Genomic DNA, 21,691 nt, shown 5'->3' with positions numbered 1-21,691 from the left:
CACCGGCGACAACATCGAAAACTCGGAACGCACGGACGTGGTCTCGCGGGCGGGGTCGCCTATGGGTCAACTGGTGCCTGTTCCCCGAATGTCCGAAAACCTGCCAGCTGCGCGTTGAATTCGGATGCTTGGTCGAGTATCTTCTGAAAGTCCGACTTTCGCCTTTCGGCATCCGCAACGATGTGTTTAATCTCATCGATGGCATCCTTATTTCTGCGATTGTTTAAAGAGTTTCCCAAGGGTCCAAAACGTTCAGACAGAAGTCGGATCTCGGCCTCGGTCTTTGCTCTACTTTCAAACATGGCGTCCAGGAGAAGTTGTTCCTGTTTGACAGATCTACGAAAGTACTCGATGAATGTAAAAGCGAACGGAATCCAGAAGGGGCGGTTATCGGCCTCGTGGCCCATGACTAAGCTTGAGTCTGTAAAGTTGATGAGGACCCGTATGTCGGGCGAGAATATTATTGGAAGAAGTTCTCGCAATGCATTCACCGTCAGGTGCCGCGCAGGGTCACGTTGCAGACCGGCATTCTTCATGAGGAGGTCTTCTTTCGTGACAATAACCACAAATGATGGAAGTGGTCGATCGGCAACCTGCATTTTTCTGGCGGCAGTTATGATCAGTCCGGTTATCGGGGCGACTGCAAGTTGCTGCCGCAATGACGCGAGTCGGTCCGGTTTCTGGGCGAGCACGTCTGCCAGCCAGTGACCGAGAACAGCTCCGTCGAGGACGATGTAGATACCGTCGGAATGCTCAAGATGTTCGATGAGCGCTGATGAGTCGGCTGAATCGTATTGGTCGACAAGCGCGTCACCGCTATAGTCGAATAGGTTCAACCCCGCTGTCGGCGACTCAAAAGCACGGCTAACAATCAACTCATAGGAGATGAAATCCTGTCGCGAAGTTGGTGTCGGCCAGGTGCCTTCCAAAAGGCTGTTCCAGTGTGATACAAGTCGGACACGATGGTTTCGGTCGGGTGCGTAAATCGTATAGCCCAGGCTACCGCCTGTCATCGCTGCATACATGCCAGCGATGAAACTTGTCTTGCCTGCGCCCGAGGCCCCCAGTGCAGTGACAGTAATCTTGGGCATTACCGGGCCGGCGGCCCGCCTGTGGACGCCGTCTTCAACTATCGGCCGATAGTGGCGTGCGTCGGGTTCGGGATGAGTAAGGAGGCCACGGTCAGGAATCGGCCGTTGGCCAATCACCCTTCGTTTCAGTTGCTCGATTTCAATGACGTGCGAATTGGGCAGGAAGGGTGGAGCCTGGCCGGTCAATCGGACCACATCGAGTCCGATTTCATGATCCGGATCCCTGTCAGGAGCGCTCATTAGAAAGCTGGCGATCACTTCCAATGACAGAGTCAGTGTGGTGCCTGCGGTATCGAGCACTTCGGTGGCCATGTGGAGCGTTCGCGGAAGCCATTGTGCACGCGCTGAGACTCTCGGCTGGACGGAAGTAATCATCGCGACTCCGCTGTCCGGCTCATGCGCCCAGTGGGTGGTGAAGCGCTCGAGCGATTGGGGGGAAGATTTGCCACCGCCATTTTCTAGAGTGTAAGTATCCAAGATCCAGAGCAATCGTCGTACCTTGGTGCCCAGCAACAAAATTCGGGCCAAGTCTGAAGTGGTCATTGCCCGTGCAAAATCGGCAGGGTCGGTATCGCTGGTCGGCAGCATGGTCTCACCGGTCATGCGGTCGAAGTAACTCGGACCGGCGAAGTAGAACACGATCAGATCGTCGGGGTGGGCTCCCAACCCGACGTCGTGTAGCTCCGTTCGTAGCTGTGCTGCAGACGGGTTCAGGCCGATCGTGGGCACTAAGGTGTAGCCGAACCGTTCGGTGAAGAGGCCGATCAATTCGGCCCTGGCTTCGTAGGCCTTGTCATGGTCCCAGTCAGGTAAATCAGAGTTCGTCGTGACGGTGGCGGCTATGAAATATCTTCGGGGAGCGCTCGGCTCGGTCGATTGGTGGTCGAGGGTGTGGTGTGCTCGACGGGGGAACAGGACGAGTTTGCCGGCGTTATCGTCGGCGCGGCGCCTCGGTTCGGGGTGGCCGTGGCGCAGGAGGTGCTGCCGAGTGCGGAGGTAGAGGTCGTCCAATGTGAGTCCGCGGTGGTGTTCGGCGACGGTGAGCAACGCGGCGGTGAAGGCGGTGTTGCGTTGACCTGCTGGGGCGTAGGATGTTTCGTTGCGCGAGGACGAGGTGATCGTGTAAGTGCCGGCGATGTCGGCTTGGCCGAGAATGGCGTCGGGGCCGTCGGTCAGGGCGTCCATAGCGCGTCCGGAGAAACAGCAGTCCAGTATCAGGAGGCGGCTGGCGGCGCGGCTCTCGGCGATCGCTTCACGAATGGTGGCGACGGGCAGTGCTGTCCAGCGGACACGGTCGGGATCTGTGGCGGTGAATGCGAGATACAGGCGACCGCGTGAATCGAGCAGTCCGTGACCGGTGTAGTAGATGATCAGGGTGTCGGTGGCCTGTTCGGCTGCCTGTTCGACCAGATCACCGATCTGCGCTCCGCCAGCAGGATCCAGCACCTTGGCGCATGTATCGGCAGTCAGGACACCGTCGGTGCCGACAAGGAGTTTTTCCAGGTCGGTGAGGTTGTTGGCTGCGGCGGGAATCGGGTGGAGTTGATGGGCGTGGTTGAACGTGCTGATACCGATCAGCACGGCCCGTGAGCGGTCGGGGTCAGGCTGGTGGTTGGTCACCTCGGCGGTTCGGTAGGGTCGGTCAAATCTCGAATCCGCCGGAGTACGGTGTCGGCATCAAGACGTTTACCTTTGATCTTCACCGAGGCGTCCCCGCGGGTGACGGTGATGTCGAGGTCGGAACGACGGTGGGTAAGCCACGTTGTGAGTGATCGAGCCAATGCGGTGACGGTGATTCCAGAGCTGACAGCCACAGTGATAACGTCGGTGATCGCGCCGAGATCGCCTTCGCCGATCGGCGTGTTAGCGCGCCGAACAAGGCCACGCAGTGCGTCCTCGTCGCGCAGCCAGTCCAGCAACTGCTCGGTCGCCTCAAGACCGCCTTCAGTATGGACTGTCAACTGGTCTCCGGAATTTGACATACCGATATCCCCATCTGTTCGCGCGAACCGAAATCCGTTGCCAGCGTAGTGCGTGACCGCCCGAAGATCATCGCAAACCGCGCCGCGGCACCCTTTCGACAACCCGAGCCGCCCATCACCTTGCCGACCAATTCCCCGATGGTCGGTTCTTCATTGACCTCAACGCCCACACCCCGGACCAACCGCCGACCGACCCCATCGATGCCATCTCGCGATTACTGACCAACCTCGGCGCCGACCCCGCCACGCTGCCCGCCTCGCTTCCGACATGCCAGGACCTGTGGATCGACCGCACACGCGAGCTGCGACTGCTGCTGGTCCTCGACGACGCACACGACATCGCCCAGATCACACCACTGTTGCCGTCGGGCCCGCGATGCCTGACCTTGATCACCAGCCGTCGCCGAATCACCGGCCTGGACGGCCGCCACCGTCACCGTGCGCACCCTCCGCTCGGCGGCGTCGGGTTCGGTCCTGTGCAGAAGCGCGGCGGTCGCAACCGAACCGACATCCGCATCGACACACGCCAAGCCCGCCGTGCCGGATTCCACCGTGACAGAGTCCGGTGGAGCCATGGGAAATGCGCAGGGAATACAGGACTTCGAAAGCTGTCGATGATCCTCCCGCCTCACCGACGACAACGCGCTTATTCGGGAAACGTGCGGCGTGATGACGGGACGCGCGCACATCACACCGGATCATCGACCACGCGCACCCCCTCACCGGCCTGTTGAGAGGCGATCTGGAGTCTGCCACGAGTCAACCATTCGACGATTTCCCGACCATCGCAGATGAATCCGTCGTAGCTGTCGAACGATTTGCGAGTCAGATTGAACAATCTCGAGCCGTCGACGTCGCAGGCGAACACGTCGCTGCTGTTGCCGTTGGGTTGCTTGGATTGAAAGGCCAGCCGAGCCGCCGAGAGCGCCTCGTCGGAGAGTATGGGCTCACCTGTAGCGCGGGAGATCCAGATGTCGTCGGGGTCCAGGATTCCTCGCCGCAGCAGGTCGACGTGGTTGCTGCGTGCCACGGGAACGCCGGAGCGGAACTCGACCACGACCAGACGTCCGAGTTCGCCGGTCTCACGAGCGACCTCGACTCGGTTGCGGTGTATCGCCTTGGCGTCGAGGAAGGGAAGGATCCCGCCCAGGCCGAGTTCCGCGGGAAGGGTGAAGCTACGGGACCATCGGCGGGTCACTCTCCCCAGGTAGGCGATGTCGCTGACGATGAACACAGCCGCGGTCGCGCCGCGGCGCTTGGTCCCGGTCAGGGTGAAACGATGTGGAAGGAATACCGGTTCGACACCGATGGTATCGATGCTGACCCGCTGCGGCCCGATGCCGTAGTCGAGGCGGTCGATGCGGATCCCGGAATCCACGGGGAGTTGCTCTATCACTGCGGCCTCGAGCAGGTAGCGGCGGCGCTGTCTGTTGGTGGGGCCGACGCGAGAGCTCCGGTCCGGACTGAACGCCACCGGCCGCACCCTCTTGGTGTGGCCGGTGAATGTTGTGGTTCGAGTGAGTGCGGCGACGGCGGGGTGGTCGTCGGCCGCGAAGGCATCGAGTTGTCGGGTAGCGGCCGAAACCTCGGTGGGACCGGGTGAGGCAAGCCAGGTGGCGAGTCGTTCGACAGCAGCCCGGCGGAATTCGGGATCGGGATGCTCCAGGCCCGCGCGCAGTTCCTTCGGCAGCGTGTCCGGCGAGGCGGCGCTCACGGTGGGGGTGGCAGCGTTGGGGAACAGGGGTTTGGCGGCGAGGTCGCCGTTATGTTGATCCGGTGCGTGGACTTCGGGGATGGGAGCGTGGTCGACCTCGGACAGTCGTCGCGTGGTGAGTTCCCCGATCCGGCGCAGGCTCATCGGGCCCGCGGTGTCGGGGTCTCCGGTGTGAAGCGCGTCGAGCAGGGCGCGGCCGAACAGGGTGGTGGTGTCGGTGCCGGCGAGGCGGGCGGGGTTGCGGGCGCTGGCCGCGCACAGCAGCGCGACCCCGCGGCTGCTGTTGCTGTGTTGGAGGGCTTCGGTGATCTTGACCGCCGACAGCTGGGTGATGTCGCTTTGGAAGTCCTTGAACGCGCCCCCGGCGAAACATGCGTCCAGAATCACGATGCGGGCGCTCTCGGGGACAGTGGTTCGCAGCATCGAGGCCACGCTGGACACCCGCAGGCTGGTCTCGGCCTGCAGCGGTTCCCGTGTATCGCGCAGCAGCAGGCTGTAGGCCCGCTCACCACCCAGAAACGCCCCGTGCCCGACATAGACGAACACCACCACCAGGCCCCGCCCGTGGACGGCCCCGGGCCTGGTGGTGCGCGCGGTGAGGAAGGTGTGGATTTGATGCAGATGCTCGACCGCAGTAGTGGGACTGTCGAACAGCCACAACACATCCGCCGCCGCCAAGCCCAGACCTTCGGGGCTGTGCAGATAGGCCCGCAATTCGGCGGCGGTGTTGGCGAACGCGGCCGCAGGGGCGAACCGCTCGCCCATACCCGGCCACTCCCGCGCACCACAGATCACCGCCACGACATCAGCGGCGCCCGCCACCCTCGCGGTCGTCATCGGCTGGGTGGGTCGGTGATGAACTCACTCACCATTCGCTCGCCCTGTGCGGTAGACAGCCCGACTAGCTTCAGTTCCCGTCTGGCGCCGGTGGTGTCAATCCGCCGCAGCACCGGTTGTGCGTCGTGGCGGCGCGCCAGCCATGTCGAGGGCTCCCGCACCGACGCCACCACGCGCGGCGCGCTCCGCACGATCACCAGCGCCGCGCCGAAATCCTGACTCAGCTCGTCGCCGCGCGTCCGAAGCACCGGCAGCTCCGGTGCTTCGGCGGCGAGACTGTCGTACACGTCAGCGCACTGCTCGTCGGCGACCGACAACTCCACATCGGGCAAACCACACTCGACCCTCAATTCGGCCACGCCCCGTCCTCCCTCTCCCCCTGCCGGACGGCGCTCACCCGAGCCCGCATCGGATCCGACGCCGCAATATTACCCACCACACAACCCACCACCACCGAACCGACAAATCAAAGCCCATGTCGCGCAACCAGACCTGACGCGCCACAAGTCGAGGCCCAGGTCATCTATCGGTCGATTCCGACCGCACGGAGCAGGCCCACACCGGGCTCGTCGCCGTACACCACGGCCGAGTGGGCGCGCTGTCGCGGGAGGGACCGCACGGCCTACACCTGGGGTCACCGGTCCAGCTCAGCCGTCCCCGCACGGACCGCGGCCGCGATGCCCAGGTCCCGTCAGACCCCCGATAACGACATCAAGAAGGAACAACGGCAGGAGAATGACCACCATTAACAGCGCGGCCTCACGCACCTCCAGACACGGCCACGCTCACTGCCCCGACGGCCCACGGCCTGCCCTACGAGCCCCTTGGCCACGGTCTGTCCATCTCGCCGGACCAAGACAGACCTCCAAGCCGAGTCCGTGAGATCGTTCAGTGGCACACTACAGCTCCCACCGACACAGCCACCTCGAACGTCAACAGAGCCAGAACACAAGATCGAGAATCCTGGCGACCAGCCGCCGCAGCAACGGGGCAGGACGTAGATTTCACACCACGCTCCGAACCACATCGCGGACTCGAATAACGTTGCGATGCATCACAATGAGGCACCCCAGCACCGACACACGGGCCACGTGCAGCACTGGCCTGACCCCATTGGTTCGGTCCGGGCTGAATTTCGGGGTCCCGTCATTCAGGCAGATTGGGCAACTTGTTCCGGTCATCCAGATTGAAAGGCTCTACATCCGAAGATTTGATCCGACAGAGCACCGCGTAGGAAGACAGTGCGGTACCCGAACCGGCGACGAGCGTGCGATGGCGACGCGATCAAACAGCTGGGGCTTCGGAATGTGCGGATGTCGAGCGGACTGGATCGAGGGCGGTCACACAGACTGCGGTAGTCAACTCGCCCTGTAAGAATCGATGCAGCGGAAACCGACTGACCATCGTGGCCGCAGATTTGATCGAGCGAGGGATGATGGGCGCACCACAAAGGTCTGGTCCGTACCAGTCTGCGCGGCAGAAGGATTGAACAGTCGGAGGGTGCCTTCGTGTGAAGACGGCGGGATCGCCGCGGGGAGGGCGTCCGGTGAGCCGCGGTGGCTTCCGCCGTCGGCGGGTTCTGTCGGGGCGGGTCTGCGGTGCCCAGAGCAACCCGCTGGGCGGGCAGCGAAGGTAAGTTGGTCGACTCAATAGCCCACTGGTCGCCATCCATACCAGGTCGGCCCCGATCGTGTGTCCCAGCTTGCTGTCCAAATCCGTTGATCGGTCCCCGCGACGAAGATATCGAGGCTGTCGGTTCGGTAGCTGACCGCGGTTATGGGTGCTGCATCGGCAATTTGTGGGATGTTGGAGGAGGGTGCGAGTCTGTCGCGAAGTCGACCTCCGGTCCAGGCCGTCTGTGGTTGCCACGAGGCGGTCGTTACGTCTCCTGTCGCGTCTGTGGTGAATAGGTCGATCTTGTCGAGTGAGCGGGACACGACGGCGACAGTGCCCCCGGGGACGCCGGTGATGCCGGGCAAGGTCCACCATCCGCGCCATGATGCGAAAAGCGGTTCCCACGCTGCCGTATACACAACTCCGCGGTAGTCGATGACGAAGATGTCGAGGTGATCGGTGCGACGCGATATCGCGGTCACCACAGCATCAGGGGGGAGCTTGGGTATGAAGGCACCGGTTTGCATCCGGTCCCGCAGCCGACCGGCTGTCCAGGTAGCGGATCCGGGGTGCCACCCCGCGGTGTGGATTTCTGTTGTGCCGTGCTCGGTGTGGACGGTGAACAGATCGATCTTGCCTTGACCGCGCGAGACTGCCTCCACGCGGCTGTGTGGCCGTGCGGGGAGTCCGGGTATGGTCCACCAGCCAATCCAATCCGCAGGACGGTGGGGGTCGTTGCTCGGCCACGCCGCGGTGTGCACGGCGGAGTCGGTGGCGGCGAATATGTCGAGATGATCGCGCTGCTTGCATACCGCAGTGATGTGGGCTCCAGATGCTACTGCGGGTGTGTGACTCCCGGAGCCCGGCAGTAACCTGGCCGATATCAGTCCTGATCTCCAGTGATCGGTGCCGGGTTCCCAACTAGCGGTGTGGATTTCACCGTTGTCGGTCGTGAAGAAGCCGTCGAGTTTGTCGGTGGAGCGTGATACGAGGTGAACGGGTGCGCTGTTGTCGAGGGTTGCGGTCGACGGTGCGGGCCAGCGTAGCCAGGGGCCGTCGTGGGACGGTGCCCATGCGAGGGTGGCCAGTGTGTTCTCGGCGGTGTCGGCGACGAGCAAGTCGAGGTGGTCGGAGCTGCGGGATACGGCCCCGATGTTCACCGTCGGGGCTACGCGAGCGCTGATCAAGCGCGGGTAGGCATCGGGTGTCTCGGTGAGCGCGAAGGCGGTGTAGCGAAATTCATTCCAATCCCAGGCGCTGGATACGAAGTCTATGTCGACGTCGATCGATGAGCGACCGCCGGTGTGTGCCCGGGGGATGAAGAAGTCGTTCTCCGACCATTTGTCGATATCCGGCTTCCCGCCGACACCGTGGGCACCGCCTGCGACGAACCAGATGCCTACGGTGACGGAATCGACCGATACACGCGCCTTCTGGTCCGCGATGCGCAGATTCGACAGTCGGCGCAGTACCACTCCGGTGTTGTGTGGGGGCACCGCGAGGGTGAAACGGCTTCGACCGCGGTGTGCATACCCGGAATCGGTATGTTCGATTCGCGCGTAGTCGCCTTCGAAGTTGGCGGTGACCTTCCCCATCCAAGTCTGGTCGCCTTCGATGCGGTAGTCGTGAGCTGTTCGACTGCTCGCATCGGCGAGCACGATCGCGTCGACCTGCCACGAGCGTAGGACCGGTTGGTGATAGAAATAGGCCAGCGTCCATGCGGTGACGGGTACTTCGTTGTCGCCGCCGTGCTCGAGGGTAAGCTTCAGTCGGCTGCGGAACGGAACAGCGTCGTGAATGAACAGCCGGTAGGCCGAAACTAAGCCGTTTTCCGTGCTTTTGGTGGTGCAGCCGTGCAACGGTCGGTTGAAGGCGCCGTCTCTGAAGTACCATGCCCCGTTGAAGAAGTCTTCGGTACCGGTGCCGTGGATGGCTGCGGTGCGGGCTCCGTCGATATAGATCCGCTCATCGCCCTCGAGGTAGAATAGATCACGCGGGCCTGCCAGCGATACCACTGTACCGACCAGGTGGCCGGCGCCGCGGATATCGAGAAGTTCCATACTCTGCTGGGGCTGCGAGCTGTGGAGGCGGTACGAGGTCCGGAAATAGCCGATATCGGGGGCGTCGGAACTCAGAGGGATCGTGCGGATCGAGTACTTCAGTTCGGTGGCGCGGTTCATGCGATTGATCAATGCGATACGTGCTCGCCGAAGGAACGGCATCGGGAAGTGGCAATAGAGCCATCCGTCCGGGTCTACCCCCGCGACCATGCTGCGTGCATTGACCACCCCGCCGAACATGCCGAGAGCGAAAAACATTCCGATCGGTGCGTCCACGGCGGCCTCGGGGAAGTCGTCCCACCACATGCGCACCGCGATATCGAGCAACGCTTCTTCTACGAGCGGCCAGCCCACGTACACGCGCAGGGACTCGACCGTTCCCGGTCCGCGCAGTTCAGCCAGGACCTCTGTGTGGTGTGCGGGCAACGTCGTTTCCCGGGAAGTCGTCGTCGCTCCTTCCGACGGGGAGGGGTGCTCACCGGATTCCGTTTTCTCCCATACGGTCTTGGCCGCGGCAATGTCTTCTCGTTCGGTCCAAGTCCGCACCACAGTGTCGGCCCCGTACAGGTGGTAGCCGATGTTGTAGAAGAAGCCGTCGGTGCTGCCATCAGCACTGAAAGGTGCTGCGTTGGTCGTGATCCTGATCGATCGACCGAACGGTATCGGCAAGTAGCTGGTCAGAGCTTTGCCCGCGGCGTCGACCAGAGGGTCCTCGAAAGGCGCAGTCGCACCGGAGAAAATCTCAGCCAATGGTCTGGGCCGCGCTGTCGAGGATCCGTCGAGGTAGATCCGGATGTACAGCTCAGGCCCGGGGAAAGGCTCAGGAGGAAAGCCGGTGAACCACAACCTGTACACGACACCTGGGCCCTCGACGTCGAGGATGATGTGGTCGCCGTGACTGTCGGTACCCAGATACTGGTTGAAATCCTTGTTCGAGCCCGCACGGTCGTAGCTCGACTGTCCAGCGGCGAAGGTACCCCGCTTGAGATATGGGAGCCGATCGAACGCTGTGATCGCCTCGAGTCCTATCGGGTTCATGACCGTCTACCCCCTGGTCGTCGTGTCGGTCGTTCAATCACCACAGCGGTCACGATCTGTGTGCATAGACTATGGGAGCCATACCGGCGCGAGATGACTTTCGGCGAATACGATCCGGGCCCGCCAACTGAGCCTGTTGGGGGCCTGTGGCCGTGGATGAGGCGGGGACTCGGCCCGCCTCGCCGCGGTTTCGTCGGCCGACGTGGATTCACCCGTGGCGGGTGTTCGAACTATTTGTCGTTGGACCAGGCGACACACTTTTGCAGACGTAGCACCGGTGCACCGTACGGAGGCCAGCGTGACCGACCGGATCGAATGGATCGCCACCAAGCGCATCGGGCAGCTGACAGGAAGCTCCAGCGTTCACGACCCCCTGTGGCCGCAACCGGTAGACCCGGTCCACAAACCGCTTCTCACCGACACCGGCCGATGGGGCGTGCTCGGCGTAGACATGGGGGCCAACACCGAACACAGCGACGGACGGCTCTACATCTACTTCGGTGACGTCACAGTCGAACTCGATCAGAACAAGCCATACGGCGCCCCCGAGAACAGCGCACTACACGCTTTCAGCGGCAACCCTATGAACTCCGACCTCGTGGGCTGGACGGACACCACAGAGATCGTCGCTCTCGGAGGCCACCTGCCTGTCGGCTGGAATTTCCGCCTACCCAACGACAAGCAGGGCGCGACACCGCAAACCGGTCAGGGCAAGTGGCGATTCTGTGCACGTTGCCATGGCTTGTTCTGGGCCCCGGATCAACGGTCCGCAGGCGTCTGTTCGCGTGGTGGTGAACACGAACCCGCCGGCTGGGATTTCTTTCTGCCCAACGACCATCAAGGCGCGACCGACCAGACCGGGCAGAAGGACTGGCGGTTCTGCGGCAAGTGCAACGGTCTGTTCTTCTCTGCCCAAGGCGCTGAACGCGGAGTCTGCCCCGCGGGCGGCCGTCACCGGCCCGTCGGATGGAACTTCTACATTCCGAACCGGGAGCAGGGCGCGTCCGAACAGCGAGGACAGCCGAATTGGCGCTTCTGCGGCAACTGCCACGGCATGTTCTGGGACGGTGAAGCACACAAAGGTGTCTGCGCGGGCGCCCCAGAGGCCGGGGGCTTCCCATTGCGTGGAGTTCTGGGCTCGGACGGTAAGTTCGCGCCGTTCCGGATGCCGGAGCCCTACGGGATCAGCAGCAGCCTGGAAGTACCCAGCGGTGCGTTCAGTCACCTCGGCAAGGTGTACGTCTTCTGCAACATCTCCGACTGGATCTGGTCCGGCAAGAAGCGGCCGGTCGATCCGTGCCAGGGCCTTTACCTGTTGAGTAATCATCACCCCGGCAACCACACGCGATATGACATGGAATTCATGTTCAACCCGAGGATCGGCCGCTGTCCTACCGACGAGACGCGCAGGCACTTCGAAAGCCACGATGTTCGAGGAGTTCGATTCGTACTTCCCCACACCCGCCCCGGGGCGCTCGGAATGCAGGACCGCTGGCGCCGCTGCGTCAAATGTCATTCGCTGTTCATGCAGAGCGCGACACCGAGCGTGTGTTGGAAGGGGGGCGCACACGAAGACGATCCCGGAGGCCTCGACTTCGCCCTACCCGTCGACGCCGCGGCGAACGCACAAAACCAGCGTGCCTGGCTCCGGTGCGCTAACTGCGCCATGCTCTTCTGGAATGGAGACCCGGCAAGCACTCGCTTGTGCCCAGCGGGTGCGACGCATATCCCCACCGGTCCTGAGTTCACCCTTCCGCACGCCATGGGATACCCGAATCTGACGCAAGAGCAGATCGACTTCGACTTCTTCCACGGTCCCAAGGACGACGAATTCCACAAGGACGGATTTCACGATGCCGACTGGAGATTCTGCGGCAAGTGCAATCAACTCTTCTCCTGGGACAACGACCCAAGTCCCTCGCACCGCGGTCACTGTCCTGGCGGCGCAGCGCATGAGGCGATCGGGTTGAACTTCATTCTGCGCCATGACCGACCAGGCGACTTCCCGTTTCAGGAGGACGCACACAACCAGCCGCAGTGGCGCAAGTGCAACAAGTGCCTCACACTGTTCTGGGACGGCGACGCGGTAGGTTTCAAAGGAGTCTGCCGCGCCGACGGTCTGGCGCACGATGCACGCAACGCCAGCCTCACCTACATCCTTCACCATGACGACGGTGCCGATGCCTACCGCCAACCACATTGGCGATTCTGCGGCAACTGTGCGGCCCTGTTCTACAACGGTGGCGGCGCAGGCGGCGTGTGCCCGCAAGGCGGTGCACATCGACCGCTCGGCTACGACTTCGTCCTCCCCCACAATCCTGGTGAGGACGCTTGGAACCAAGCAGGCTGGCGGTTCTGTCGGAAGTGCCACGGCATGGTCTCGACTCACGCCACCGACGCCTTCCCAGGCGTAGCGCCGGTCGTCGTCGACAACAGCGAGCACGCCACCGACCCCGGACTTCCATGGGCCGAAGGCTCCGGCCTGGTCATGTTCACCAAGGGATTCTGGCGAGCGGGAGCCGTCGACCCGGGCATGCGTTTGGCGTGGATGCCACTCGATGGAACAGGCCCGAGGCTGGAGTCGACGCGATACTACACAGGACGTCAGGGATCCGATGCCTGGTCCGAGGACCCGGACGATCTCTACAACCTGTTCCCTTTCGGGGAAGGGCATCGCCACTGGTCTTCGGTCTCGGCCCTGTGGCTTCAAGACTGCGCGCACTGGGTCATCGTCTACTGCGACGCCCAAGACGACCGCAACGATCTCCGAAGGTTCGAGCGACCGGTCTACGCCCGTGTCAGCCCGACCCTCCTCGGACTGCGGCATGCCGAAGAAATCACCCTGTTCGATCCCTGGCGCGAGGGCGCCTACGGCGTGTACGCGAACAAACCGGGCTTCGGGAGTTTTCCATCGAATTATCCGCCGCTGCCGCCACCGATAGGGGGCGACCTCAACAATCGGGAGAACCTGCCAGGCTGGGCCTACGGCGCTTTCCTACTGGAGCGGTTCACCGCATGGGACGCGCCGTCCCGGACACTGGACCTCCACTATCTACTCTCGCTCGGACGTCCCTACCAGGTCCAACTCTTCAGCACGAAGCTGCGGATACCGACAACCCCGCAGGCACCGACCGCAGCCCAGCAGTTTCGAGACAGGCTCTTCGTCCACGGACTCGACTACAGCGTGACCGAAGCCGAGATCTTGTCGTGGCTCAGCAACTATTTCTCCGGTTACATACAGTTTGGAGAGGGGCTTCTGGCGCAGCTCACCAACCGACGTCTGAAAGCACCAGTCTATATCGATGTCGCTTTCTGGGAGTACGGACAACTCAGCGGAAATGTGGTCCTGGAGGACGCGACCGGCGCACTCGATCCGGCAAAAGCAGTCATAGCGATTCTCAGAGCACACAATGCGCGATACGGAGCAAGCGAAACTGACATCGATTCGTTGCTCACCTGACGCCCCTGGAGCCGCGTGCGACTGGCTGCGGGCGCTCGGCGACCTCACCGCCGCCTGGGTGCGTTGATTCGCCGTGTCCGGCGACGGACAGTGTCCTCATCAACCCCGGCCTTCCTGGCATCCTGCAGCACGGTGCGGACCTCGGACAACAAATCGGTATCCACACAACCGCATACGCCGCCCGGTGTCGGCACTGTGATGTTCGCCGCGCTACTGGGTCGCCATCTACTTCGCCGTCCACCGTCAGGGCGACGATTCGGAAGCTCAGGAAAGGCCGGCGGCGCGGCGGAGCATCGTCTTGCGCCAGGCGACGCGCCGACGCGACAGGAATCGGAGTTCGGTCAATATGTGACGGTTCGGGTTGCTGCTGTGACGCTCGCAGATCGGACGCGGTAACCGAACGCGCACCCGGCTCCTGCTCTCCTTACGGCACCGCCCCTGCAGCAGGTGCTCAGCGAACCATCTCACCGGACGCCGCCATCGGATTCACCATCGAATTGACCCACATCGACTGCCAAGGGCTGCATCGTTCCTAGCGACGACTCGATCAGCGGTCGGCCCCCGTGACGTACGACCCGACCCGACCCGACGAGGTGACCGTCAACATGGCCGGCGATCCGTGCCGAGCCTTCGACACACCCAGGAAATCTGCACAGAGGTCCAGGCCAGAGTCTGTCTGGGCCGATAGATTCACCAGGTTGTGGACGAAGCCCGATGGAAGCAGCTGACCGAATGGCCGCTCACCGCGGCGGCTGTGATCTTTCTGGTCGCATACAGCTGGATCGTGCTCGCCCAACCCCAGGGCACGGCGGCGCGCGTCGGTGACACGGTGCTGTGGGTGACGTGGCTGGTTTTCGCCGTCGATTACGCGATCCGCTGATATCTGGCGAAACCCCGCTGGCGGTGGTTCTACCGACACCTGCACGAATTCGCGATCGTCGTCCTGCCCATGCTGGGGGCTGCTGCACGGGTTGGTGACATCGATCTGGCTTGCCGAGAGGCGGGTCTGAAAGGATGTTCATCGTGCCCAAGCCCTACCCGCAGGAGTTCCGTGAGGACGTGGTCCGGGTCGCTCGTCAGCGTGAGGACGGGGTGACCCTGGATCAGATCGCGGCCGATTTCGGGATCCATCCGATGACGTTGTCGAAGTGGATGCGTCAAGCTGACATCGATGAGGGCAACCGCCCTGGCACCAGCAGTGACGAGTCGGCAGAGCTGCGGGAACTGCGGCGCCGTAACCGGTTGCTCGAGCAAGAGAACGAGGTGCTGCGCCGGGCGGCGGCCTATCTGTCTCAGGCCCAACTGCCGGGAAAAAGGTCTACCCGCTCGTGAGAGAGCTCGCCGCCGACGGGATCCCCGTGGTGGTGACGTGTCGAGTGTTGAAGCTCGCTCGCCAACCCTTCTACCGGTGGTTGGCCCGACCCGTCACCCCGGCCACGCTGGTTCGGGCCTATCGAGCCAACGCCCTGCACGACGCCCACCGTGAGGATCCCGAGTTCGGTTACCGCTTCCTCGCCGACGAGGCCGCCGCGGCCGGTGAGCCGATGGCGGCGCGGACCGCGTGGCGGATCTGCTCGACGAACGGCTGGTGGAGTGTGTTCGGCAAGCCTCGACGTGGGAAGAACCGTCGACCGGGGCCGCCTGTCCATGACGACCTCGTGCGCCGCAGATTCACGGCGGATCGACCGAATATGTTGTGGCTCAGCGACATTTCCGAACATCGGACCGGTGAAGGCAAGCTCTACATCTGCGCGGTCAAGGACGTGTGCTCAGGTCGGATCGTCGGGTATTCGATCGACTCGCGGATGAAGTCACGTTTGGCGGTGACCGCGCTACAGAACGCGGTCGCTCGTCGTGGTGACGTGGCCGGTTGCGTTGTGCATACCGACGGGGGCAGCCAATTCCGTTCCCGGCGCTTCGTCCACGAGCTCAACAGGTTTCGGATGGCCGGGTCGGGTCGGCGCGGCCGGTGACAACGCCGCGATGGAGAGCTTCTTCAGCCTCCTGCAACGCAACGTCCTGGATCGGCAACAGTGGGCGACCCGCGAACAGCTCCGGATCGCGATCGTGTCCTGGATCGGACGCACCTACCACCGACGCCGACGCCAATCCCGCCTCGGCCGCTTGACCCCGATCGAGTACGAAGCCATCATGACCCCAGCAGCCCTCCAGGCTGCCTAACCACACTGTCACCGCACCGTGCAGCAGCCCCAATACCTATACGCAACTTGAGAGTTTGCAGTCGTAGCAGCCCCGACCACTACCCCGGCGTGACGTTCGGATACATTGAGCGACGCTGCCCGCGGTGGTGATGGGGCGCGAATATCCAGCGGTGTGGCGTGTCGGCCGCGCTACGCGCTACCGCCGCGGAACACTAGTCTCCGACATTCAGCTGTGCTAACGGAAGGTGATCCGATGGTGAAGGGGGACGGCATCGACCGATGGCCGACGTTCGAGCTGAGTCCGGCCGAATACGAACGCGCTGTGGCCGAGATTGTCAAGGCTGCAGGTCATGATGTCATCGACTGGCGGGTTGAGCATCTGGACACGGTTGAGGGCATGGACGGCTCATACATCATCGATGTAACGGCCCGATTCAGGCTGATGGGTGCCGACTTTCTGATCCTTTTCGAGTGCAAACGGCACTCTCGTCCGGTTGAGCGTGAGGACGTCCAGGTGCTCCAGGACAAGCTGCGTTCGACAGGAGCACACAAGGGCGTTGTAGTGGCTGCGAGCGGGTTTCAGCGAGGGGCTCTGCAGTATGCGCAGAAGCACGGGATCGCGTGCGTGCGATTGGTAGATGGAGCCTGGACATACGAGACGCGTGACGACGCCGCACCGGCGATCCCGCATCCCCTAGGTACGTTCGTTGCATACGCATGCAATCTTAGCGACCGCGGATACCGCAACGTGTTGCTGACCGACCAGCAGCCGTCAGCGCGAAAAGTGCTATTTGCTCCGTCTGGCGACACGCCAATGGGATAGACCCGAAGAAGGGGACTTGAGCATGCGGTTCCACGGCACGTTCATCGGAGTCGACCGCTACCAGGCGGCCGACATTGGCTTTCTTACTTCAGCAGTTCGGGACGCGACCGCTCTGCGTGCTCTGTTTGCCGACGGCTTCCAGGCAGACCCTGCTCTGCTGACCGATTCGGGCGCGACCCGAGCCAAGATCATCGAGGAGCTACAGCAACTGGCTGCTGTGAGCAGTAGCGCCGATCTGGTCGTCGTCAGCTTCTCAGGCCACGGCAGCACAACGCACGAACTGGTGCCCTATGATGCGGACCGGTCGAGACTTGAGGAAACTGGGCTGTCACTCGAGGACCTGGCAGGACTCCTCAACAAGATCCCGGCGGCAACGCTGGTATGCGTCCTAGATTGCTGCTTTGCTGGAGGATTTGGAGCCAAAGCACTGACAGCCCCAGTTCTAGCGCGCAGTCTCGATTCGGAGCTGGGACTGTTGGAGCAAATCGCCGGCCGAGGCCGGATCGTTCTTGCCGCCTCTGCACCAAATGAACGGGCCTACGAGGACCCTGGTCTCGGCCACGGCTTGCTCACCTACGAGCTGCTGACTGCGTTGCAGGGGGCTCCCGAAGTGGTGAGCGGCGGCAAGATTGACGTCTACAAGCTCCTTGAGCATGTCACCCGGAGGGTCGTGGACGCGTCCTCAGCAGTGCGCAAGGAACAGCATCCATGCTTTCGAGGCAGTCTGGACGGGGCGCCCACCTGGCCGATCCTCAGCCCGGGCGCCCGGTACGCCGCGGCCTTCCCGGAGTTCGTCCGGCAGCCCGCAACTGCCGATCTAGACAGTTTGGCGTCCTTTGGCGTCCCGCAGGTGCTTTTGGATACCTGGGGGCAGGCGATCGCCGGACTAAACGCGCTGCAACTGGCCGCCATCAACGACTTCGGTGTCCTCGACGGCAAGAATTTACTCGTCACCGCCCCGACCTCGTCGGGAAAGACCATGGTCGGTGAACTGGCCGCGCTGCGAGGCGCCGTAGATCACCAGCGTGCCCTATTTTTGCTTCCCATGCGCGCGCTCGTGAACGACAAGTATGCCGAGTTCGTCCGCAAGTACGACGAACTCGGCATCGTTACCATCCGGTCGACCGGGGAGATTAGCGACGACAACGCGGCGCTGATGAGCGGCCGCTACGACATCTGCCTGATGACCTACGAGAAGTTCGGAGCGATGATCCTCGCTAGCCCGTACTTACTGCGCCAGGTCGGCACGATCGTCGTGGACGAGGTCCAGATGTTGGTCGACCCAGGCCGCGGCGCGAATCTCGAATTCGTCTTGACCTTGGTGAAGAGCCGCCGGTCCGCCGGGATCCGGCCGCAGGTCATCTGTCTGTCGGCCGTCATCGGCGACACCGGCGGCCTGGAGCGCTGGCTAGACGGACGACAGCTTCGTCATGAGGAACGGCCCGTCCCACTGGTCGAAGGCGTTATCGATGGTTCAGGCCAGTACCGCTACCTCGATAGGGACGGGCGGGCGAAGGCCGAGAACGCGATCACGCCGTTATGGAGTGGCAAGAACACCAGCCAGGATTTGGTCATTCCGTTGGTCGCCAAGCTAGTCGACGAGGGCAAGCAGGTCATAGTCTTTCGAGAGATCAAGGGCGAGACGCTCGGTTGTGCCGGTTACCTGTCCGGGCAGCTCGGTCTCCCGCCAGCGCAGACTACACTCGACGCGTTGCCGTCCGGTGATCTTTCGACATCCTCCGAGCTGCTACGCCAGACACTCAATGGCGGAGTCGGCTTCCACAACGCCGACCTCACCCGTGAGGAGCGACAGATCTTGGAAGAGGACTTCCGTCGTCCTCACACCGATCTTCGTGTGCTCGTCGCCACGACCACGCTCGCCATGGGAGTGAACACGCCCGCATCCGCTGTCGTGATAGTCGGCCTCAATCATCCATTCAGCGGGCCATACACCGTCGCCGAGTACAAGAACATGGTAGGCCGGGCCGGCCGACTCGGGTATGCCGAGCACGGCGAGTCCTACGTCATCGCCTCGCGAGGACTGGACGTTCAGCGGATCTGGTCTCACTATGTGACAGGCACGCCCGAGGATGTGAAGTCGATTTTTCTCGATGACCTCACCGACCACCGGACGCAGGTGCTTCGCACGCTTGCTGCCCTGCAACCTGGTGCGGATGGCAGTGTGGAGGCCGACTTACTGATCTCCTTCTTGGATAGTACCTTCGCCGCGTTCCAGCAACGTCAGGTGGACCCCACGTGGAACTGGGGACAGGACCGCATCGTCGGTATCCTGCGCGAGCTTGATCGGCATCAGTTGATAGAGATGATCGACGGTCAAAGGTACCGCCTGACAGACCTCGGCCGGTTCGCAGGTGAAGGCGGAGTGTATGTCGACTCGATCATTCGGCTGGTCGAAGTGCTGCGCCACGTGACGGTGCCGATGAACTCAACGACACTGATCGCCGCTGCCCAAGTGACCAAGGAACTCGACGAGGTCTACTTCCCCTTCGCCAGAAAGGCCAAGAACACAGAACATAGACGATGGCCTCAAGAGTTGATGCACCAGGCAGTCGCGCCGCAGGTGCAGAATATGCTGGGCATCGGGGGCGCCGATCAACTCGTTCGTTCGGTTCGGGCGAAGAAGGCTATGGCTTGTCTTTTGTACGCAAGCGGTACGCCGCTCAGCGCGATGGAACAGCGACTCATGCAGCACAACCGAGACAACGAGGCCGCAGGCGCGATCCGCTCCGTGGCCAGTCGCACCCGCGACCTGATACCGGCCACTACGAGAGTGTTCGCGTTCTTGCACTCCGATATCGCGACGGGTGACTTGGCCGAGCGGACAATGGTCCGTCTCGAACTAGGTATTCCAGCTGAGCTCGTAGAGTTAGGTATGGTTCTCGGTACCGAACTTACACGGGCGCAGTACCTCTCACTGCTCTACCACGGGATAACGAGCCTCGACAAAGCCACAGCCAGCAGCACCATGGATCTGGCAACTTGGCTCAATTTCTCCGAAACCCGCGCGGTAGAACTCCAAGCCCTCCTTCACGAAAGTAAACGGCAGAGTGCGGAGTCGTTCGCGCCCTTGCTGCCGCCTCCCACCGAATAGCACCCCTTTGTGGCAGCCGAAGGCGATCCCATCGCGACGATACTCTGACATCGGACAATGAGCTTTCCAGCCACCCACCAACGCGGATCTATCCGAGACCCCCGTCAGTTAACCTGTTTGTCGAGGAGATAATCTGTATCCAGGCACAGCAAACCTGACGGGACCCCGTGGATTGGCCCGGGTCCTGTGAGAGTCGGTTATCGGTGTGTGCAGGTCGCAGCATATCCGGCCGGAGTCTGGTAGCCCAGTGCGGAATGTCTGCGGTGGACTCTCCTATGTTTGTCAAGCCAAGTTCGGTGTTGCGTTGGTGGTGTTGAGGTGGCGGTAGATCTGGCGGGCGAGGTAGCGCTTGAGGCAGCGGCGGATCTCTTTGGTGGTTCGGCCTTCGGCGCGTCTGCGTTCGACGTAGGCGCGGGTGGTGGGGTCGTGGATCATTCGGGTGATCGTGGCCATGTGCAGGGCTCGGTTCAGCCGTCGGTCGCCACCGCGGTTGAGGCGATGACGAACGGTGTTTCCCGACGAGGCGGGGATCGGGTTGACCCCGGCAAGACAGGCGAACGCGGCTTCGGAACGAACTCTGCCGTGGTGCGACCAGGCGATCAGGCAGGCGGCCGCGGTGACGGGTCCGATTCCGGTCTTTTCGAGCAGACCGTGAGCTGGGGTGGCGCCCACGAGGGTGGCGATCGACTTCTGGTTGACGGCGAGTTCGCCGTCGAGTGCCACGACGCGGCCAGCCAGTCGCGTGGCTTCGGCCCGTGCGGTTGCCCGGGCCAGTGGCTCTTCTCTGGCTCGCCAGCGGGAGATCTCGAGTATCTGCTTGCTCCGCAGTGGACGGCGAGCGTCGATGCCGAGGTCGATCGCACGCATCAGCGCGTTCAGCGCGTTGACGGTCGCGGTGCGTTCACCGGTCATGTGATCTCGAGCAGTCACAAGCACACGCAGCGCGGCTCGTTCCCCCTCGCCGGAGCGGGGGTGTCGTAGCTGGTGTTCCTCCAGCGGCAGTGCGGCTTCGGCGATGCGACGAGCATCGAGTGAATCCGACTTCCCGGCTCCGCGATGGGCCCGGGCGTTCATCCGAGGCGCCTCGATGACCTGGTAGCCGGACCCGGCCACGGTGGCGGTGAGTTGGGCGCCGTAGGTGGCCACGCCCTCGATGACCCACAAGGCAGCAAGGTCTTCGCCGGTTCGTCGCGCGACCCATGTGATCGCGCGGGCGGTACCCGCCTTGGTCGCGGAGAACTCGGCGGCGGCGATGAACTGCCCGGTAGCGGCCAAGATCGCGAGGACGTGTTTGCGTGCGTGGGTGTCCACGCCGATGACGTAAGGGTGATTGTGCGCCACGATGGTCACGGCGTTCGGCTACCTTCCTTCCAGCGACAACGGTCCGGCCGCGTGCGACCGACGCCGATCCGGGAAGTGGTCACTCCGAGTTCAGCACTGTGACGGGCCACGACCGGCAGGTCGGGCAATCTCCTGATCAGGACACCGAAGTGGGCCAGGGTGGCGTCGACCGCTCCGACTCCTCGACGGACAGGTCCAACCGAAGGGCACCTGTGTGGGGCCAGTAATTGTATGAGTCACATCGTCGAGTCGGGCGACCGCCGCCTACCCTGGTCGGCCAGTCCCAGACCAGCCACCCGAAGACTCACAGTGGTTGTAGTCGGATTTCCAGTCGCTGATCACGACCCGGGCCTGGGCGATCGACCAGAAGCTGTTGATGTTGAGACATTCGTCGCGCAGTCGGCCGTTGAACGATTCGATGTAGCCGTTGCGCCACGGCCGACCGGGCGGGATGAAG

General features: G+C 62.8%; 11 protein-coding genes and 2 pseudogenes. 5 read left to right on the top strand and 8 right to left on the bottom strand.

Annotated features, from left to right (window positions below; all coding sequences use genetic code 11):
- Window positions 1-59: 59 nt before the first annotated feature.
- The 6 genes from ON30_RS38145 to ON30_RS30360 form a co-directional block, all read right to left on the bottom strand.
- Window positions 60-2,711: a caspase, EACC1-associated type gene (locus tag ON30_RS38145; protein WP_083911806.1), complete on the bottom strand. Its 2,652-nt coding sequence runs from the start codon at window positions 2,709-2,711 to the stop codon at window positions 60-62.
- Complete coding sequence (locus ON30_RS39735) at window positions 2,708-3,073, bottom strand: effector-associated constant component EACC1 (protein WP_157183956.1); 366 nt, start codon at window positions 3,071-3,073, stop codon at window positions 2,708-2,710. Before ON30_RS39735 ends, ON30_RS38145 begins: the two co-directional genes overlap by 4 nt.
- Before the next feature lie 215 nt (window positions 3,074-3,288).
- Window positions 3,289-3,624 carry a hypothetical protein gene (locus tag ON30_RS30375; RefSeq protein ID WP_157183955.1) on the bottom strand — a complete coding sequence of 112 codons (336 nt, stop codon included), beginning with the start codon at window positions 3,622-3,624 and terminating at the stop codon, window positions 3,289-3,291.
- 137 nt (window positions 3,625-3,761) lie between these two features.
- The gene (locus tag ON30_RS30370) at window positions 3,762-5,624 is read right to left on the bottom strand and encodes a hypothetical protein (protein ID WP_040713027.1); all 1,863 of its coding nucleotides are present in this window, start codon (window positions 5,622-5,624) and stop codon (window positions 3,762-3,764) included.
- Window positions 5,621-5,983, bottom strand: a complete 363-nt coding sequence (locus tag ON30_RS30365) for a hypothetical protein (protein ID WP_157183954.1) — start codon at window positions 5,981-5,983, stop codon at window positions 5,621-5,623. Before ON30_RS30365 ends, ON30_RS30370 begins: the two co-directional genes overlap by 4 nt.
- 1,287 nt (window positions 5,984-7,270) lie before the next feature.
- The gene (locus ON30_RS30360) at window positions 7,271-10,336 is read right to left on the bottom strand and encodes a DUF2961 domain-containing protein (RefSeq protein WP_040713023.1); all 3,066 of its coding nucleotides are present in this window, start codon (window positions 10,334-10,336) and stop codon (window positions 7,271-7,273) included.
- Between the two features lie 298 nt (window positions 10,337-10,634).
- Here ON30_RS30360 and ON30_RS36600 point away from each other — a divergent pair, with 298 nt between their 5' ends.
- The 5 genes and pseudogenes from ON30_RS36600 to ON30_RS30325 all read left to right on the top strand — a co-directional run bounded on the left by ON30_RS36600 (window position 10,635) and on the right by ON30_RS30325 (window position 19,893).
- Window positions 10,635-13,796: a hypothetical protein gene (locus ON30_RS36600; RefSeq protein WP_051030176.1), complete on the top strand. Its 3,162-nt coding sequence runs from the start codon at window positions 10,635-10,637 to the stop codon at window positions 13,794-13,796.
- Window positions 13,797-14,496: 700 nt separating this feature from the next.
- Window positions 14,497-14,676, top strand: coding sequence for a hypothetical protein (locus tag ON30_RS30345; RefSeq protein ID WP_040713021.1), 180 nt, complete (start codon window positions 14,497-14,499; stop codon window positions 14,674-14,676).
- A gap of 143 nt (window positions 14,677-14,819) precedes the next feature.
- Window positions 14,820-15,977 (top strand): annotated as a pseudogene (locus ON30_RS39730) (IS3 family transposase).
- Window positions 15,978-16,211: 234 nt separating this feature from the next.
- Window positions 16,212-16,781 carry a restriction endonuclease gene (locus ON30_RS30330; protein WP_051030175.1) on the top strand — a complete coding sequence of 190 codons (570 nt, stop codon included), beginning with the start codon at window positions 16,212-16,214 and terminating at the stop codon, window positions 16,779-16,781.
- Window positions 16,782-16,803: 22 nt separating this feature from the next.
- Window positions 16,804-19,893: a DEAD/DEAH box helicase gene (locus ON30_RS30325; protein WP_051030174.1), complete on the top strand. Its 3,090-nt coding sequence runs from the start codon at window positions 16,804-16,806 to the stop codon at window positions 19,891-19,893.
- 282 nt (window positions 19,894-20,175) lie between these two features.
- Here ON30_RS30325 and ON30_RS30320 read toward each other — a convergent pair whose 3' ends face one another.
- Together ON30_RS30320 and ON30_RS30315 are read right to left on the bottom strand one after the other, a co-directional pair.
- Complete coding sequence (locus ON30_RS30320; RefSeq protein WP_040713020.1) at window positions 20,176-21,243, bottom strand: IS110 family RNA-guided transposase; 1,068 nt, start codon at window positions 21,241-21,243, stop codon at window positions 20,176-20,178.
- A gap of 300 nt (window positions 21,244-21,543) precedes the next feature.
- Window positions 21,544-21,691, bottom strand: a pseudogene (locus ON30_RS30315) (integrase core domain-containing protein); the annotation flags it as partial.

The sequence above is a fragment of the Nocardia takedensis NBRC 100417 genome (assembly GCF_000308695.1).
Taxonomy (GTDB): Bacteria; Actinomycetota; Actinomycetes; order Mycobacteriales; family Mycobacteriaceae; genus Nocardia; species Nocardia takedensis.
This window is presented reverse-complemented; position numbering and strand designations above follow the sequence as displayed.